Raw genomic sequence first — 17,413 nt, 5'->3', positions numbered from 1 at the left:
AAAAACAGCCCGACTGCAAAATCAGCTTAAAACGGACTGTTTTTTTGTTTTAATTTAGAACACAAGCGACTGTACATATCCCAGGTGTTTACGGGGTTTTAACTAACCGTAATGGTTTTATCCCCTTCTTGTTCAGCTTCTCGGCCATTCTTATCCTGTAAATAGACCTTTACCGTATAAGTACCCGTTTCTTTGGGAACATAATAGATGGCGCTAGTGGTTGAATAATCCCGAATTGTCTGTTCGACTCCGCCGTCTTTAGAATAAGTAAACTTGTATTTATAGGGCTTCAGTCCGCCTTCAGCCGTTGCTCTTAACGATACCGAACTGCCTAGAACGATGGTATCCTTAGCAACCGTAAAAGTCTTGAGACTCGGCACTGCATAAACCATATATTTTTCAATTTTACTCTTTGCCTGTGGACTGCCATTATCATCCTGTACGGTCACGATAAAGGTATAGGTACCACTTAGTGTCGGGGTAAAGACAGCCTTATTATCTGTTGACTCAATCGGGGTAACTGCTCCACCGTTTAACTGATAAGAAAAGGTATAGGTGTACGGTGTTTTCCCGCCAACAACCGCTGCTGTCAACTCAATCGGGGTTTCTACATATTGTCCGGATGGTAGGTTTGCTGTAAAAGATTTAACCACCGGATGATCAACGACCTCAAAGTCTAGAATACTGCCTTCGTAATCTTCTGTACACACTCTACCAGTCGCATCCTTCACACGGACATGAAGGCTATAGAAGCCCGGTTGCTGAGGAATGAAGTTAACCGTTTTGCTGGTTGAATAGGCTTTGATTGTCTGTGGAGTTGTTTCGTCCTGATAGTAATAATAAAACTCGTATGAATATGGGCTTTTGCCACCAGTAGCGGCAGCAGTCAGCTTAACTGTTGTTCCAATGTTGACACCAGAAAGCTTATCGGTCTTAAAACTCTTTACTGCCAGCCCCTGCAACACCTTATAGCCGCTGATTTTATAGGTAGCCGTATTCGTTCCATCAAAGACGTCCACACAAATATTATAGGAACCTGTTAACGTTGGTGTAAAGGTTGCTGCTGCGGTATAAGGGTCGGCTGTTGTACTTGGGGTGGTGATTGGAATCGTCACCCGATTACTCCCCTGCATGTAATAAAAATCAAATTCCGGGTCAATCAATCCTGTTCCCGACTTTACTTTTGCTGTAAGAATAACGGCATCACCCGGATAAACTGCTGAACCCTTGGCCTTTGACGGGGTCAAACTTTCAATCACCGGCGGATTGCCAACCGTTGCGATGGCACTGACATCCTGGTTATCATAATTGGTACATTTCACACCATTGGCATCAGTGACAATGACATGGAATTTGTAATTGCCCTTGGTTGGCATCGCAAAGGTTACGGTTTTTGACTTCGGATTACTACTGGGAACTGCCTGTGGGACTGTTCCGCCATCCAGATAATAATAAAACTCATAGGTATAAGGGGTTTTCCCACCACTACCAGCAGCTGTCAGTTTAATGATATCCCCGACAATCAGATCGGTTGTTTTGTTCGCCTTGATCGATTTGGTGGTGACATCCGATAAAACCTTGTAACTGGATTTTTTTACTACATCTTTAGAGCCGATACTATCAGTTGCGGTGATCGTGAAGGTATAGCTTCCTGGTTTAGTTTTATCAAATTCAAAAACACCGTTATTCGTTTGTTCCTGTTTATCAACAATAGTGCGTCCCTGTTTGGCCTCAAAAACATAGGTAATATCCTGAAATCCTGTTGATCCATTTTTCTCGGCCGTAATAATTAAGGTATCATTTTCATAGGCTACTAGTGTCGCGGTGTGTGAGCCAACACTCTGATCTTTTTCAACGGTTAAGGGTTTAAGATCCGGCGGGTTGGTCACGGCCGCCGTCTGGCTAATTGTATCTACTGTATCTGCCAGTACAATACCGTTTAAATCAGTTACTTTTACGGAAAATGTATAGTTACCGACCTCATTTAATTGGTATGATGTCGTTTTATCCTTAGTGCTGACAATCGCTGTTTCAACCCCATCCGGTCCGGTTACATAATAGTCATAGGTATAAGGGGTTTTTCCACCGCTGGCTGAAACGGTCAGTTTGATGGTACTCCCCAGTAGTAAACCAGTGGTTTTACTAAGCTTAACCGCTTTGGCGGTTCCCAGCGATAAAACCTTGTAACTGGTAATTTTTTTAGTCACCTTGGTTCCTTGTTGGTCGGTCACTTCCACCATCAGGGTATAGCTTCCTGCCATTGGTGGCACAAATTTGGCGCTGGCCAGCGCGACCCGATTGGTTCCTGTTCCTGCTACATTGACAGTGTCACCAATCTTCACCCAACTTCTTCCCTGTTTGTAGGAAAAAACACAACTCAGATCACCATCGCCTTTGGCATTTTCCAGTTTCGCACTCAACTGAACCGAATCCTTTTGGTACACAACTGCTGTGTCGGCGGGGTCTGTTTTCACCTTATCTGCGTTGAAATCCGAAATCACCGCCGGATTAGTGACCTTAACCGGAACACTGGCTGACTCATCGATATTGCCACTCGGTTGATTATTGGCGTCCATGATTTCGACATAGAAGATGTGCTCACCTACTTCAGTCATCGGATAATTGATTGTCTTTGCTGTCGCAAAAGTTGTATTGATAGCTATCGGACTAATATCACTGGGTTTTTTGACATAAAACTTATATTGATACGCGGCTTTCCCACCGGTTCCACTGGCAGTCAGTTTAACCACATCACCCAATAGTACGCCACTGGTTTTACTGACCTTTACCGCTTTGGCTGATGGAGCTGCCAGAACCTTGATGGAACTCATGGTTTTGGTATCAGCTATTGTCCCATCCGGGTTTTTCAGGGTGACGGTAAAAGTATAGGTGCCCGCTGTCGTTGGTGTAAAAGTAAATGTATTGGTAGTCGCTACCGTGGTAATCTCAGAATTGGGAATGGTGATTAAACTACTCCCGATCTTTCCGGTTAAAATAAGAGTTGAACTGGCAATAACGGGATCGACTTCAGCTATTATATCTATGGGTGTGCCAACATAAAAGACATCGCCAGTCGTTTTAAAATCACTAATCAAGGGGTTATTATTGATTGTTAAGTCTTCTTCTATTGTCGTTTGCACGCCGTTGCTATCGGTAATCTCCACCTTTATCTCATAATCGCCATGTTCACCGAAAAATTTGCTCATCGTTTTAGTCGATGTTGGTTCTGATGACATCGGAATGTATTGATCGTCGGTTTCTGTCTTTAATTTATAAAAAAACTGGTATTTGTAGGTTGATTTCCCACCACTTGCGTTAGCGGTGAACTTTACCGTAGCTTCACGGTTTTGCGGGGTATCAAAGGTCAGTGTTCCCTCTAATTCAGGATAAACCACATAATTGCTGACCTGTCGTTTAGCTGTTAAATTATTGACATCTGACACTTCCACAAAAAAAGTATAGGTCCCTGCGGTTAGGGGGAAAAACGCATAACTGTTCTTGGTGCTATCAGCAGCGGTAATTTCAGTTTTGGCATCTGTACCGATTTGATAAAAATACTTATAGGTGTAAGCTCCTGTTCCACCTGACGCTGCTTCCGCGTTAAGAATTACACCATCTGAATCGCCGAGATAGAAGAATGATCCATCATCTTTGGCGGCAGTAAAGTTGCCGATTTCCGGGGTATCCTGGATAATATACCCGGTAACTTCTAGCGATTTTACCACCCCATAAGCATTGGTGACCGCCACTGTAAAGGTATAGGTTCCGGTCTTTGGTGGCGTAAAGGTAATACTGGACTGATCTGAATAGTCCTGGATCACTTCGGTTGTTCCATCTACTGTATAAGAAAACTTATACTCGCTCTCGGTTTTTCCGCCGGAAGCCGTGGCAGTCAGTTTAAGTTCTGTTCCCAATTCCTGGGGTGAAGCCTTATCCACTTTAAAATCATCAACTTTGAGATAGTCATAAATTTTATAATCGGTAATCTTTTTGATGGTTTCAAGCCCCTGATCATCTTTTACCTTTACATAAAAGGTATAAATGCCAGATTCGGTTAGGCCCGTTGTTTCCCAGTTCATCGATGTAGCAGATGTACTGGCTTCCGTTTTATCAACAATGGTTTGGGTACCAATCGTATGATAAAACTCATAGCTAAATGGTCCCGTTCCGCCGGTTACCGTCGCAGTAAATTTTATGGGAATGTTGATATACTGGGGGGATGAAACGCTTGAATTAAAATCAACAAGTGGCTGGTTGATTACCTTATAGCTGTCAATAATCGTGTTGCATGTGACATTCGCGCCATCCTCCACCTCAACATAAAAGGTATAGACGCCAGCCTCAGACAGTGTAAACGGAGCTGTGCTAACCGTGGACCAATCTTGTATGGTATTACCCGGTACGCGTGTTCCATCTAGTTTGACTAAATCGTATGAGAATCGATAACTCAGACTGCCGGTTCCACCCGTTGCTGCCGCAGTCAGGGTGATGTCGGTATTGATATTTTGTCCCGATGGCAAACTTGCTGTTAATGTGGCACCGAAGCTTAAGGTGTTGAAGGTTATTCCATGCTCAAAGGCATATTTTTCGGCCTGGGAATCTTTGTAACCTGAGATTTTAACCCCACTTGTATCGTTAAAGGCGTAAGCATCAATGGTTTTTACACTGGTTGGAATCACTACCTCGGTAAGACTACTGCAACTGCCAAAGGTGTAGGATGCGGTTACATCGCCAGACGCGATGGTGGTGACGGTCATCGGAACGATGATCTTCTGGACATCTGTGTTGCCATTAAAAGCACCAGCGCCAATCGCCACCACTTTATAAGTGGCCAAGTTAGCGGGGATGCTTACCGTTGGATCACTGCCACTGTATTTTGTGATGGTCGCAACACCATCAATTACATCATAGTCATAATCACCAGAGGTCGCCATCGTTTCCATGGTTTCAGACGCCGCCAGGCTTTCTGATTTATTCATGCTCCGGTTAACTTCAGGGGGTGTCAGAACAGGCTCTTCCTCGGGAACGTTCTGATCCGTGTCGGGAGCGATTGGTTCCGTCTCCGGCACTTCTGCTTCGGGGGACGCCGGCGTCTCCGTTTCAGTTGGCTCAAAAGCCTTTTCAATCAGATTGTCCACGCTTTCTGTCCGGGTTGGTTGGGTCGGTTGGTTTAATTCCTCCGCCAGCACGCCAATCGGCAAGCTACCAATAATCAGCATCGTACTGATTAACAGACATACGCTTTGTTTGAGACTTTTCTTCATTTTCCCTCTCACTTTCTTGCTTAAATTCTGGTTCGTTATTTCAATTTATGTAAAGTCACCACATTAATTATCGAATTTCATCGATTAATCCATTCTATTGCATATCGTGCAATAAGGATATCGACATTACTTGTCTATTTGTTTAGTAAATTTTAGTATAAATTTAAAGTGCAATTGCCCGGCTACTCCGAACAATTGCACTAAGAATTCACTGCTTTAATTTTTAGATTCAATTTGTTTATGGATTAATAAATATATTTGTATCAGCTGTTGTCGCAGCGACTCCGCCATCAACCGGGGTGATCGTAAAGGTCACTGTTGCTACGGTGTCGCCCACATCCGTTATCAAACCGGTTATTGGATCAATCACTGCCGTTCCCGAATCAATCCGAGTAAAACTGATGGTATAATCTGCGTTATCAATTCCTGCCGCGGTCATCATTTCTCCCGCTCGGGTCAGGATATTGTCCCCCACAGTTTGTACCCCAAAATTAAAGGTGTTTATTTTAGCCTTGGAGATAACATACGCTCCGGAGTAAATCAGATTTTTCTGAGCCGCAACTATTTTTGCTGTTGCGGAGTCCACTGCCGATTGGGTATTATCAGCGGTCATCACATTAGCCATCACTACAGCCTGATAAGTCGACCATGAAGGCGCCGTATAATTGGCTTCCACAACCGCCAGTAAGGCCGCATTATAGGCGGTCAGATCAGCGCCTAAAACCAGAATGCCATTTTGAAGCGCAAGCAAGGTTTCGGTGTAGCCATCCACCACACTCTGTGAATAGCCTTTGAGAGTCTCAGCTGGTATACTTGTAATGGCCTTAACCTGGTTATCATTTGTATAAGCGGTAAACGAGGCCGTGGTATAGGGTCCATCTGAGATTTTAATATTTTTTGCGGCATTAAACGCGGTCAGATCAGCCGTTTTTACGAGCTTTGCAACATCATCATTTATGTCAGCGGTGGCTGTATCAATAGTCGCCTGTAGGGTATCTTTTGAGATCACATCATATACCCACACCCCATTTGTCAAACTGCCATAGATTTCGCATTTTGCAGTGTAGGCATTCCAGGTCGCCAAAGTATAAGGTGCGTTCGCCGCATCAGCACCATACTGCACGTAAATTGAGATCGCTTCATTAAAACCTGCTAAATCAGAATAAAGCACCAGCATTTTCTGCGCTTCCAGAATATTTGCGGTAGCCACATCCACCTCCGTTTGGGTGTTTGTCCGTGTTACCACATTGGCATCCAATACTGCTTTATAGGTTGACCAGCCAGACTTCACCTGTTCTTCCTTTATTGCGGCTATTGCGGCATTATAGGCGGTCATCTCGGCATACTTCACCAGATTTTTCTGAGCTTTGATGATGGCAATCGTCGCCGCATCGACCTTGGCCTGGGTATCCTCTACAGTCACCACATTGGCGTCAACAATGACTTGATAATCAGCCCATGACTCTGGCGTATAGTCTGCTTCTTTAACCGTGTCCAGGACATCATAATACACATCCAGATCAGCCTTTTTGACCAGGCTTTCCTGGGCTTTTTCAATCGCGTTTGTTGCTTCAGTTATCTTGTTGGCAATATCTGACTTTGTTACCACATTAGCATCCACGACTTTTTTATAGGCCGCCCAAGTAACTGTAGTATAATCGGCTTCTTTTACCTGAGCAAGAACGGTAAGATATTTGTCATAGGCAACCTTAACCGGCGTTTCCACGATCATGATTTCAATGGCTTCCAGACGTAGACCCTTTCCTTCCGATCCAGATAAGGTACCATCAGCTACCCAGCCCTGTTTCCAACCTTCATTTTGAATGTGGGTACGGTATTTAACGGAATAATCCGCTGCGTCGGTTCCCATCAATCTGATTTCAATGGCTTCCAATCTTAAACCTTCGCCCACTGATCCAGACAGATCACCATTTGACACCCAACTCTGAGACCAGCCCTTGTTCTGAATATGGGTCTGGTATTGAATATCTAAATCATCGGGCACGCTACCGTTTAATTCAATTTCGATTCCTTCCAGACGCAGTCCCTTGCCTTCTGATCCCGATAGATTGCCGTCATTGATCCACCCCTGAGCCCAGCCTTCGTTCTCAATGTGAGTACGATAAGTAACCCCAAATCCGTCATCTGTTTTCTCCGGTTCCTCTGCAAAAACAGTGGTTGACAACGCTGCAGACACGATACATAAGCCAATAATCAAACTCAATAATTTCTTTTTCATATTTATAACAATTCCCTTCATTTCACCCAAGGCAAAAAAGAATCACGACGACTTGCAAGGACTGACAAAATTTTATTTTACTTGCTTCATCTTCAAAACATATAATTCCCGTTCATTTTCGATTTCTTTATGTAACACAAACCCAAGGGTTTCCTTGATATCGGCAAAGTGCTGCGCTGTATCGGTCTTAAATTCTGTTAAAACCGCTGTTTGCTCACAGACTGCATCGAGTTTTGTTTTGACTTCGCCTAGCTCAAACTTGATACCCGCTACATCATTTTTGACTTCGTTTAGCTCAGTCTTGATACCCGTTACATCGTTTTTGACTTCGTTTAGCTCAGATTTGATACCCGTTACATCGTTTTTGACTTCGCTTAGCTCAGTCTTGATACCCGTTACATCGTTTTTGACTTCACTTAGCTCAGTCTTGATACCAGCTACATCGTTTTTGACTTCGCCTAACTCAGTCTTGATACCCGCTACATCGTTTTTGACTTCACTTAGCTCAGTCTTGATACCAGCTACATCGTTTTTGACTTCGCCTAGCTCAGTCTTGATACCCGTTACATCGTTTTTGACTTCGCCGAGTTCCGACTTCATACCATTTAAACCGGTTTCGAGTTGACCCAGTTTTTCCAGGACAATCTGTTGAAATGCATCATTTGTCATGATTTCACCTGCCTTTTATTAAAAATAATCGTCGTTCAAAATTACTCTATTGCTAGTATTATACACTATTTCAAGGCCAAATAGAATCTATTTTTAGTTTCTAAACCATCCCGCTCATCAATTTAAGTGACCGGCACCGTATGTTCTAATTGAAATGTTCCCCTTAAATCAATTGATTAAACAATAGCTCCCATTACTGGATAATACCACTAATCCCTCCAGCTCCATAATCGCCAGCTGCTCAATCAGCAACACCTGATTGATTCCCGTCAGTGCTTCAAGCTGTTGGATGGTTTTTTCTGAGTTGATCAAAAGTGCATGGATCTTAGATTCATCGGGCGTTAGTTTTCTCTCCGTCTGATTCTGTGAATGATTGACCGTAGCATTTGCGATTTGTCCACTCGTTTTATTGGTTCGGGTCAAAACCGGCTTCTCCATTAGATCCTGCAAGTTTAGTTGCTCAGGTTTTAGATACAGCGAAGCACCATTTTTAAGTAACTGATTCGTTCCCTGGCCACTCACGCAATAAATTTCATGCGGCGGTGCCAAGATAACCCGATTCAGTGCTTTAGCGAACGAAGCGGTGCTCAAGGCACCGCTGTTTCGCCCCGCTTCCACCACCAGCAGTTTCTGACTCCAGCTGCTGATCAACCCATTTCTCTGGAGAAAATTTTCCGGCCTTGGTGTTGTGCCAGGCAGATATTTAGAAATCACCGCTCCATTTTCACTAATGGCTGCCTGCAACTCCCGATGTTCTTTGGGGTAAAAAACATCCAGGCCATTTCCTAAAAATGCCATCGTGTAACCGCCCGCCTTCAGGCAAGCGGTGTGGGCATAACCATCAATGCCTTTAGCCAGGCCACTGATTACCGGGATGCCCTGATGCGCCAGGTAGTCAGCCGCTTCTACTGCCACCTGCTTGCCATAAAGCGAGCAGCGTCTGGAACCAACAATCCCAACTCCAATGCTATTATTTCGAATCGTACCCCTATAATAAAGAACGATTGGTGCTTCCGGCCACGCTTTTGCCAGTTCCGGATATAAGGGATCATCATATACAAGCACCTTCATTTTTTTCTTTGCTAACTCATCCATAACTGAAAAAGCCCCATCCAATGAATGGGCTTGACAAACTGACTGCGCCAGAGAAGAACCAATTCCCGGAACGGATCGCAGTTCTTCTTCAGCTGCCGCATAAATGCGAGCGGGCGTTTTAAAATAGTCCAGTAATTTTTTCTGGGTGATGGGGCCGATGCCCTTTAGTTCGGTTAGCCAGATCCAGTATTCCATTTTTCACCTTACAGAACCGTCAACCCGGCCCGATCCTTTTCTAAATCTCTGGCCATTATCGCCAATGCAACATCCTTTTTGCGAATTTTTACTGATCCATCCATGTCGGCAAAGGTTCTGGCCACCTTGAGATACTTGTGATAAGCTCTGGCACTGTACTGATACCGTTCATAAGCCATCATCAACAGCTTCTTCCCGTCATCTTCCAAAATACAGTATTCTTTAATCAGCTGATTTCCCATCTGGGCGTTACAGTTGATCCCTTTCATTTTAGCAAATCGCTGCTGTTGTATTTTTCGAGCAGCTTCAACCCGCTGTCTCAGACTTTCAGAGGTAGCCCCCCGATAATCGTTGGACAAATCGATAAAATCAACTGGTCGCACGTATTTTTGAATATCCATCCGATCCATGATCGGCCCGGAAATTTTCTGACGATATTTCATCACTTCATAATCCGTGCACTTGCAGCGTTCAGTGCCATAATAACCACAGGAACAAGGGTTCATAGCAGCCACCAACATGAAGCTGGCCGGGTAGGTATTCGTATACTTGACCCGCGAGATGGTCACCCGCTGATCCTCCATCGGTTGTCGTAGCGATTCCAGGGTATTTTTACCAAACTCGGCGATTTCATCCAAAAACAACACGCCATTGTGAGCCAAAGAAATTTCACCCGGAGTGGCATCCTTACCACCGCCAATCAGTGAGTTGGTTGACGCATTGTGATGAGGCGATCGAAACGGTCGTTTTTTTATCAAGCCGCTCTTTTCTTTTAAAATACCCGCAACGCTATAAATTTTTGTCACTTCCAAAGCTTCTGCTTCGGTCATACTCGGTAAAATGGTTGGTATCCGCTTGGCAATCATCGACTTCCCGCAGCCAGGCGATCCAATCATCAGTAGATTATGTCCACCGGCAGCGGCCACAACAATATATTCAATCAACCCATCCTGTCCCTGGACATCACAAAAATCGATGCCATCGATGTCATCCTGGGCGGCGGCGATGCTATTTTTTTTATTCGGCTGATAGACTTTTTTATCTTCTAAAAAATCAACCACGTCTTTTAGTGCATCAAAACCAAAAACCTGTATTCCCGTAACCAGAGATGCCTCTTGGATATTATCCAGGGGAACAATGATGTTTTTAACACCGGCATTCCGGGCGGCAATCACCATTGGTAAGATTCCTGAGCAGGCGCGCAGCCGGGAATTTAATGACAGTTCGCCGATGATCCCGAACTTCTCTTTTTTTACCCGCACCAGCTGACCGGTTTCAATCAAAATGCCGATAGCGATCGCTAAATCAAAATGTGATCCGCTTTTTTTAAGATCACTTGGAGCCAGGTTGATAACCACCTTCTTCTGGGGAAACTTATATTTACTGTCATTAATGGCCGCTTCAACTCTCTCTCGGGCTTCTTTGATCGCGGTATCACCCAAACCAACAATGGCAATCAGCGGCTGGCCGGTAATTGTTTTAACCTCAACATCGACGAGATACGCCTCTACCCCTGAAATCGCAAAACTGTTTACAATTGATGCCATAACGCCTCCTGACCGCCCTTTAGTCTTTTATCGACATTTTATAGACTGCCACTTCACTCACTGAAATGAAATCTCCGATTTCTCGCATGGTGTAGTTTTCTTTAATCGCCAGCTTGATAAAATTCTTTTTAAAAACACTTAGAACCCGTTTTCGGGAACCTGATTTGATGGCCTGATATATTTCTTCATCACTGGCAACATCCTTTAAGAGCCTCTCCAGACTTAACTGGCTTTTATGATCCTCCCGATCATTGACTGATTTAATCAGAGGGTTCGCTTCAGCCGTTTTTTTATCTGGTTCATTTCTGGGAAGTACTTCAAAATCAACCGGGATTTCCAGTTTGTCAGCATCCATAAACTCACAATAGGCCGGAATCGCTTTGCTGCGTTCTTCGCAAAAAATACCCAGTACAAAATTGATGTTCACCAGACTAAGATCATTGTTTTTTCGATAGTATTGATCGCTGCTCCAGCGATAGTCACAAACCCGACCGCAAATTTTTGCAGCCACCGGATTTTGATGAACGTATCGAAGTAGTGACAGCAGGTAGCGATCATCACTGACAGGGTAGCCTTTGTAACGATTTTCAAAAACATGACCAGTGCGTTTGTTTTTCTGATTATAGTAACGGCTGAAATGTGAGTTGATCCGGTGCATAATATCTCTGATTGAAACCTCATGTCGTTTAAAAATCAAGTGATAGTGATTGCCCATGATGACAAAACCGTAGCACTCAAACCCCATGATGATCTGAACCTCGCGGATCAGTTCCAGAAAATATTCCTTATCCTCATTGCGGTTAAAAATAAATTCCCGGTTATTTCCTCGCTGGATCAAATGATAGACCCCGCCGCTATACTCCAACATTGGCTTTCTGCCCAAATAATCACCCCTCACTTTAGTAATATTCTACCAAAATCTGGAAGCGTTTGCAATTAAAGGTTGAAATAAATAACACAGATCTTAACGATTAAGTCATTTCATCTACAACAAGACTTATGACTGAATCATCTTTGAAATTGTCGGTTTCAGCCACTTCAAAAAATAAAAAAGACGATCCGGGTCCCGAAGAACCCGAATCGTCTCGGTACTCTGTTTCTACACCGTATATCTATTCTTGCTGATTTTTTTAGCAAGCTTTACTCTTTTCGAAAAAAAACTCAGGGTCAAGATCCGCTTGATTGCACCATTCAATGCTGTCAAAACTAACGCGTACAGTCTTGAATTTCTCCTCATCCTTCAATTCTTGAAAAATGCCCTTATCCAAATATGGACTGACATCGACGTCTCTTTTCACCATTTTCAAAAGTTAATAGTAACTTATAGTCCTTTAAAGGTTCTACATTGATAACTGCTAAATACATCATTCGACCTCCTATTTTAATGGATCAATTTATCTCATGGGCTTTTGCCTGAATGTGCTGCCTTTTTTAAATGTTCTCAAATGAATGTTTCGGGGTTGTTTTTCTTCAATTGGCACAATGGCCAAGGTCTTGCCAAGTGGTCTTAGTATTTTTAAAATAGTCATCAATTGGGGATCAGTTGTACCTTTTTCCATTCGGGCAATGACGGGTTGCTTAACACCACTTGCTTCTTCCAACTGCTTTTGGGTGATTCCCTGATCATTTCTAGCACGGATTAGTTCGCTTATTAATGCTACTCTCAAATCAGATTCCATTATTTCTTCCGGGGTGAATGTTCTTTTCTCAAACTCATCCCAGCTTGATCCAATGGGACTTACTTTTGTCTTACTCATTTTCAATGCTCCTTTCAACAAAATCTTTCATATACCGTTTCGCTTGTTCAATTTCTCTTTTAGGTGTTTTCTGTGTCTTCTTCATGAAATAATGTAGAAGAATAAAACGGTTGCCATCCCATCCAACAAATAAGATCCGATCTCTTAACGGTCTTAATTCCCAAATTTCACCCTCTATGTGTTTGACATAAGGCTCACCAACTCTTGTGCCATGTTCTCCGAGTATCTTCATGTAATCTCTAATTTTGTTTAGTTTAATCCGGCTATCCTTGTCATTTTTGCTTGCTAATTTTTCTAAATACTGTAACACTGGCTCTTTACCATTTTGGTCACAATAAAATTCTATTTTGTACATACTCGTTAATTACCTTTCAAATATGTTTCTATTATAACTCTTAAGTTATATTATTGCAATGATTTAACTGTTTTAATTTTCTGACAAAACCCACAAAGTAATACGGTATTTGAAGTGATGGTTTGATTCAGGGACCGTTGATTATGGGGAAAGCTGGAATGATTTTAAATCCTAGCCCGGAACCAGTGGCACCATCATCCGGATTGGGTGGCACTCATCATCAGATCAACTGGCACTGCAGTCATAATTGTTACAAAATCGAAAGACGTTTTGCTACAATGGTCAGAAATCACGGTTTGCAACGGTGCCGATATGTCAGACTTCGTGGGGCAAAAATTCATATTACCATGGCCAATCTAGCCTGCAATATTGTAAGGATGGTTTCTTTGTTATTACGCAAATAAAAAGTGTGAGAATCTGACGAAATAGGCAGCAACAAAAGTGTCTGTTTATGCCTATTTCGCAGAATTTTCCGAGCCAATTTATAAAATGAACTCACTAATTGAATATTAGGTTTTGAATCTGCGAATATTCATTCACAATTTATGAACTCGTGTTTTTTTATGGCCTTTTTTCGGAAGTTTCACTGGCACCGTTTGACTCAAATATGGGAGAAAAATTTTGGAAATGATTTCAGATCAGAAGAACAACCAACTTGCATCTGTTTCACTATTCATTTGATCAATTGAAAAAGGGGAAGTTTGACTATTCCCCTCATCATCAATGCACGTTCACATGAACATATTTCCCAACAAATTCATTGGGTGTCAATATTTCCGGTTTCTCAATGTCAATGTCTGCAAAGTCTTTATCGCCGGTGATGAGAATGTTCACATCTTCGACTATGGCTCAATAGAGCACTGGATAGTCCATTTCATCCCGAATTTCAAAGAGATTTTCATCCATTTCGTCAGGAGTGTAGACATATTCAAAGGGAAGAACGGTTAGAAAATGATCCAGGTCAGCGGATCTTCCTTCGCATTTTCTCTCAACCACACCTTTTAGCTCTTCAATCACGAAGGAAGATAGAACGAGACGATGATCTTTAAGAATCGCTGCAATCAAGTCATTCATGTTCTTACTTTTGAAAATAATTGAAGAAATCAAAACATTAGTGTCCAGCATGATTCTCATTGCTTCTTTTCCTTCTTTTCCTCAAACCGTTCTTTCCGGACTTCCTTCACCAGATTCACAACGTCTTCTTTAGATTTCAAATCTAATCGTTCCGCTTCACTTTCAAAGGCATTTTGCACTTGTTCGAGAGCAAGCATTGCTGAGTTGGCAATCACCATGTAGCCATCTTTCTCGATGAAGACCACTTTGTCACCTTCCTTCAGATTCAGTTTCTTCCGAATATTGATGGGAATGGTCACTTGACCTTTAGACATTACTTTTGCAAGATCCATTGTGCTACCTCCTTAAACCCTACTTTTCCTACTTTCAGTATAGCACCGATATTATCTTTTTGCAAGATCAATCCAATTAATCCAAAAGAATCTCACCATCTGATTGTAAGCGCTTAAATACAAGGTACCACACAAAAAAGAAAAGACGACCCGAGTCCCGTAGAACCCGAATCGTCTCTCTGTTTTATTTCTCTGTTTCTCAACCGCCAACTCAATAAGTTAAGTTGAATAAGTTAAGTGACAGGCACCGTTTGTTCTGGCACCGTTTATCCGTTTATCCAATCAGAGTGCCAGATATTTTCGCACATCATCAAGACTGGTGAAATCATCAATCTGGTAATTCAACATTTCCAGAGAGTTCAGATCAAGGGTATTGATTTTCTCCCGATACTCTGAAGACATGATCCCAAATTTTTTGGTCAGTCGATTGATTGCAAAACCAATAGCCATTTCACTTTTTCCTTTTTCAATACCTTTTTCAATACCTTCTTCAAAACCTTCTTCTCTTAAAACTTCAGCCAATGTCATGGTTACTTCACTCCCTTTCTTATAGGTTACTTCCAATTGCTTAATCACGGTATTCAATTGCTCCCTTGAAAGCCTTGGGCCGGATGTCAGAATGTAGCGCATACAAGTTTCAAAATACTGAAGACCTGTTTCCTTTTCTTCCAGTTCTGCTAAAGCTCTGGCAGCCTTAAAAATCGTTTCAAGAAATTCCTCACCGCTTTTTTTGAAAATATCTCTGGCAACGGACAATGCAATCATCAGTTCTGCCTTCCCCTTGATATCTTCATCCGAAAACTGTGATAAATCATAGAGCTGGTAGCGGTAATTCGGTATCATTTGTTTGACTTCTTCCGGCAACGAGTCAAAATTCAGGATCAGATCACTGAACATGGGACTTATTTTCCATTTCTTTTCCCCATGACAAATCACCATTGGGACAATCACCGGAATATGCGTATGGTTTTCCTTGTTGACCTTCTGATTCCAGATACGAACCATGTAAGTCAGTAACTGTAAGGCAACCATTCGATCCGGATAACTCTTGTGTTCAAACAGAAAATAGAGATAGCCATCCCGCTGATTGATTTTTGTCCTGAACAACATATCTGAAAAGACCTCACTGAGTTCTTCATCCACGTGGCTGCCATTCTGAATCTCCAGTTCGTTCAAATCAACCAGTTTTAAAATCGGTTCCGGCAGATAATTCTCAACAAAATCTCTGACCACTAACGGATTTGAAAATGTATCCTTAAAAAACTTATCATGGGGATTCTGTACTTTTTTCTCAGTCACTTTCATTCGTTCACCTTCTTTGCTATTGTCTTCATTATAATCGATCTCACTTTAAAATGCTATTAAATTTGAATTGGACAAAAATTCCAACTAGATTCTCATCTTTTTTCTCTCTGAAATGCCGACAGTCGCGACAGTCCCGACAAACCCCCCTAAATCCTGCCAGGACTGTGGATATTACGGGGTGGCGGTAAATCAGCGGAATACTCACAATGGTCATTTTACTGTTTGACTGTTCTTCGAAACGCTCTTCCCATAGCTGTCTTTTTGACTCGTCCATTATATCTAAACCTCCTGAACCTCTTTTCAGGTTAGTTTACACTAATTGGATCGGTTTTTCACTACGCCATCTTTTGAATCACTTACACATTTTAGTTGCTATTCTGGGGGAGTTGATCAATAAAGTTTGTTGTGAGATTAGAGCGAGCATATTTATTCGTGTTATTGTATAGATTTACAGGTGCCTGCGTTTTTCGGAGGTTTCACAGGCACCGTTACATTTAGCGCTTAAATACAAAGTGCCACACAAAAAAGAAAAGACGACCCGAGTCCCGTAGAACCCGAATCGTCTCTCTGTTTATTTCTCTGTTTCTCAACCACCAACTCAATAAGTTAAGTGACAGGCACCGTACATCTGGCACCGTTACTAAAGTGACAGGCACCGTTAAACTAAAGGTTTTTGTTTAAATGCACTACCTTTTTTAAATGTTTTAAAACGAATATTCCGGGGGGATTTTTCTTCAATTGGCACAATGGCCAGGGTTTTTCCAAGTGGTCTTAGTATTTTCAAGATAGTCATTAACTGAGGATCAGTAGTTCCTTTTTCCATTCGGGCAATGACTGGTTGTTTAACGCCACTTGCTTCTTCCAATTGCTTTTGTGTGATTCCCTGATCATTTCTGGCACGAATTAATTCGCTTATTAATGCTACTCTCAAATCAGATTCCATTATTTCTTCCGGGGTGAATGTTCTTTTTCGATAGTCTTCCCAACTTTCACCCATTGGGCTTATTTTTTTGTTGCTCATGTCTATTTACTCCTTTCAATAAAATCGTTCATACACCGTTTCGCTTGTTCTATCTCACGTTTTGGTGTTTTTTGTGTCTTTTTCATGAAATGGTGAAGTAGAATAAAACGATTTCCATCCCAACCAATAAATAAAATACGGTCTCTTAACGGTCTTAATTCCCAAAGATCCCCTTCTAAATGTTTAACATAGGGTTCACCAGCCCTTGTTCCATTTTCACTCAGCATTTGAATATAGTCTTGTATTTTATTAAATTTTATTCGGCTGTCCTTGTCATTTTTACTTGCAAGCTCATCCAAATAATCTCGTACAGGAACATTCCCACTTTGATCAGTGTAAAAGTTTATCTTATACATTTTGCTTATTAACCTTTCTGTTACGTTCTTATTATAACTCAAAAGTTATAATTTTGCAATGATTTTGGCTATTTAAATTTTCTGACACAACCGAAAACCCTCAAAGTAATAATATGTATTTAAGATGCGGTAGTTGTCAAGATAGTTGGCGGTTTTTCTTGAATTAACCGACTGACTTATTGGTTTCATTGGTTTCATTTGTTT

At 42.0% G+C, this 17,413-nt stretch carries 15 protein-coding genes; 1 reads left to right on the top strand and 14 read right to left on the bottom strand.

Annotated elements, in window-relative coordinates:
* Nucleotides 1-98: 98 nt before the first annotated feature.
* The 8 genes from U2P91_RS06740 to U2P91_RS06700 all read right to left on the bottom strand — a co-directional run bounded on the left by U2P91_RS06740 (nucleotide 99) and on the right by U2P91_RS06700 (nucleotide 13,121).
* The gene (locus tag U2P91_RS06740) at nucleotides 99-5,264 is read right to left on the bottom strand and encodes a leucine-rich repeat protein (protein WP_322519283.1); all 5,166 of its coding nucleotides are present in this window, start codon (nucleotides 5,262-5,264) and stop codon (nucleotides 99-101) included.
* 238 nt (nucleotides 5,265-5,502) lie between these two features.
* Nucleotides 5,503-7,503: a hypothetical protein gene (locus tag U2P91_RS06735; RefSeq protein ID WP_322519282.1), complete on the bottom strand. Its 2,001-nt coding sequence runs from the start codon at nucleotides 7,501-7,503 to the stop codon at nucleotides 5,503-5,505.
* Nucleotides 7,504-7,575: 72 nt separating this feature from the next.
* Nucleotides 7,576-8,172 carry a polyhedral envelope protein gene (locus U2P91_RS06730; RefSeq protein ID WP_111887791.1) on the bottom strand — a complete coding sequence of 199 codons (597 nt, stop codon included), beginning with the start codon at nucleotides 8,170-8,172 and terminating at the stop codon, nucleotides 7,576-7,578.
* 168 nt (nucleotides 8,173-8,340) lie between these two features.
* Nucleotides 8,341-9,462 (bottom strand): DNA-processing protein DprA, encoded by a 1,122-nt coding sequence (dprA, locus tag U2P91_RS06725; protein ID WP_111887792.1) that lies wholly within the window; start codon nucleotides 9,460-9,462, stop codon nucleotides 8,341-8,343.
* 8 nt (nucleotides 9,463-9,470) lie between these two features.
* Complete coding sequence (locus tag U2P91_RS06720; protein WP_111887793.1) at nucleotides 9,471-11,009, bottom strand: YifB family Mg chelatase-like AAA ATPase; 1,539 nt, start codon at nucleotides 11,007-11,009, stop codon at nucleotides 9,471-9,473.
* A gap of 19 nt (nucleotides 11,010-11,028) precedes the next feature.
* The gene (locus U2P91_RS06715) at nucleotides 11,029-11,877 is read right to left on the bottom strand and encodes a transposase (RefSeq protein ID WP_322519281.1); all 849 of its coding nucleotides are present in this window, start codon (nucleotides 11,875-11,877) and stop codon (nucleotides 11,029-11,031) included.
* A gap of 526 nt (nucleotides 11,878-12,403) precedes the next feature.
* Nucleotides 12,404-12,766 carry a helix-turn-helix domain-containing protein gene (locus U2P91_RS06705; RefSeq protein ID WP_414733480.1) on the bottom strand — a complete coding sequence of 121 codons (363 nt, stop codon included), beginning with the start codon at nucleotides 12,764-12,766 and terminating at the stop codon, nucleotides 12,404-12,406.
* Entirely contained in the window at nucleotides 12,759-13,121 is a 363-nt protein-coding gene (locus tag U2P91_RS06700; protein ID WP_322519280.1) for a type II toxin-antitoxin system RelE/ParE family toxin, read from the bottom strand. The genes U2P91_RS06705 and U2P91_RS06700 overlap by 8 nt, the downstream gene beginning before the upstream one ends.
* 143 nt (nucleotides 13,122-13,264) lie before the next feature.
* Between U2P91_RS06700 and U2P91_RS06695 the strand changes: the two genes are divergently transcribed.
* Complete coding sequence (locus tag U2P91_RS06695) at nucleotides 13,265-13,525, top strand: transposase (RefSeq protein ID WP_322519279.1); 261 nt, start codon at nucleotides 13,265-13,267, stop codon at nucleotides 13,523-13,525.
* A gap of 445 nt (nucleotides 13,526-13,970) precedes the next feature.
* Here the strand turns inward: U2P91_RS06695 and U2P91_RS06690 are convergent, their stop codons facing one another.
* The 6 genes from U2P91_RS06690 to U2P91_RS06665 form a co-directional block, all read right to left on the bottom strand.
* Complete coding sequence (locus U2P91_RS06690; protein ID WP_322519278.1) at nucleotides 13,971-14,255, bottom strand: PIN domain-containing protein; 285 nt, start codon at nucleotides 14,253-14,255, stop codon at nucleotides 13,971-13,973.
* Nucleotides 14,252-14,527: an AbrB/MazE/SpoVT family DNA-binding domain-containing protein gene (locus U2P91_RS06685; protein WP_322519277.1), complete on the bottom strand. Its 276-nt coding sequence runs from the start codon at nucleotides 14,525-14,527 to the stop codon at nucleotides 14,252-14,254. The genes U2P91_RS06690 and U2P91_RS06685 overlap by 4 nt, the downstream gene beginning before the upstream one ends.
* A 282-nt stretch (nucleotides 14,528-14,809) precedes the next feature.
* A complete protein-coding gene (locus U2P91_RS06680; protein WP_322519276.1) occupies nucleotides 14,810-15,832 on the bottom strand; it encodes an Rpn family recombination-promoting nuclease/putative transposase in 1,023 nt (340 codons plus the stop codon).
* A 40-nt stretch (nucleotides 15,833-15,872) separates the two neighbouring features.
* Entirely contained in the window at nucleotides 15,873-16,106 is a 234-nt protein-coding gene (locus tag U2P91_RS06675; protein ID WP_322519275.1) for a hypothetical protein, read from the bottom strand.
* 384 nt (nucleotides 16,107-16,490) lie between these two features.
* A complete protein-coding gene (locus U2P91_RS06670) occupies nucleotides 16,491-16,853 on the bottom strand; it encodes a helix-turn-helix domain-containing protein (RefSeq protein WP_414151287.1) in 363 nt (120 codons plus the stop codon).
* Between the two features lie 2 nt (nucleotides 16,854-16,855).
* Nucleotides 16,856-17,209, bottom strand: coding sequence for a type II toxin-antitoxin system RelE/ParE family toxin (locus tag U2P91_RS06665; RefSeq protein ID WP_322519274.1), 354 nt, complete (start codon nucleotides 17,207-17,209; stop codon nucleotides 16,856-16,858).
* Between the last annotated feature and the right edge of the window lie 204 nt (nucleotides 17,210-17,413).

It is taken from the genome of Acetobacterium sp. K1/6, assembly GCF_034438075.1.
GTDB classification, from domain to species: Bacteria; Bacillota; Clostridia; order Eubacteriales; family Eubacteriaceae; genus Acetobacterium; species Acetobacterium carbinolicum.
This window is presented reverse-complemented; position numbering and strand designations above follow the sequence as displayed.

What these genes read in the sequence shown, in the direction of transcription:
- U2P91_RS06705 (WP_414733480.1), bottom strand. Translation starts at nt 12,766, where the DNA reads ATGAGTAAGACAAAAGTAAGTCCCATTGGATCAAGCTGGGATGAGTTT.
- U2P91_RS06665 (WP_322519274.1), bottom strand. Translation starts at nt 17,209, where the DNA reads ATGTATAAGATAAACTTTTACACTGATCAAAGTGGGAATGTTCCTGTA.
- U2P91_RS06695 (WP_322519279.1), top strand. Translation starts at nt 13,265, where the DNA reads ATGGGGAAAGCTGGAATGATTTTAAATCCTAGCCCGGAACCAGTGGCA.
- U2P91_RS06720 (WP_111887793.1), bottom strand. Translation starts at nt 11,009, where the DNA reads ATGGCATCAATTGTAAACAGTTTTGCGATTTCAGGGGTAGAGGCGTAT.
- U2P91_RS06740 (WP_322519283.1), bottom strand. Translation starts at nt 5,264, where the DNA reads ATGAAGAAAAGTCTCAAACAAAGCGTATGTCTGTTAATCAGTACGATG.
- U2P91_RS06730 (WP_111887791.1), bottom strand. Translation starts at nt 8,172, where the DNA reads ATGACAAATGATGCATTTCAACAGATTGTCCTGGAAAAACTGGGTCAA.
- U2P91_RS06685 (WP_322519277.1), bottom strand. Translation starts at nt 14,527, where the DNA reads ATGGATCTTGCAAAAGTAATGTCTAAAGGTCAAGTGACCATTCCCATC.
- dprA (WP_111887792.1), bottom strand. Translation starts at nt 9,462, where the DNA reads ATGGAATACTGGATCTGGCTAACCGAACTAAAGGGCATCGGCCCCATC.
- U2P91_RS06690 (WP_322519278.1), bottom strand. Translation starts at nt 14,255, where the DNA reads ATGAGAATCATGCTGGACACTAATGTTTTGATTTCTTCAATTATTTTC.
- U2P91_RS06680 (WP_322519276.1), bottom strand. Translation starts at nt 15,832, where the DNA reads ATGAAAGTGACTGAGAAAAAAGTACAGAATCCCCATGATAAGTTTTTT.
- U2P91_RS06700 (WP_322519280.1), bottom strand. Translation starts at nt 13,121, where the DNA reads ATGTACAAAATAGAATTTTATTGTGACCAAAATGGTAAAGAGCCAGTG.
- U2P91_RS06715 (WP_322519281.1), bottom strand. Translation starts at nt 11,877, where the DNA reads ATGTTGGAGTATAGCGGCGGGGTCTATCATTTGATCCAGCGAGGAAAT.
- U2P91_RS06735 (WP_322519282.1), bottom strand. Translation starts at nt 7,503, where the DNA reads ATGAAAAAGAAATTATTGAGTTTGATTATTGGCTTATGTATCGTGTCT.
- U2P91_RS06675 (WP_322519275.1), bottom strand. Translation starts at nt 16,106, where the DNA reads ATGGACGAGTCAAAAAGACAGCTATGGGAAGAGCGTTTCGAAGAACAG.
- U2P91_RS06670 (WP_414151287.1), bottom strand. Translation starts at nt 16,853, where the DNA reads ATGAGCAACAAAAAAATAAGCCCAATGGGTGAAAGTTGGGAAGACTAT.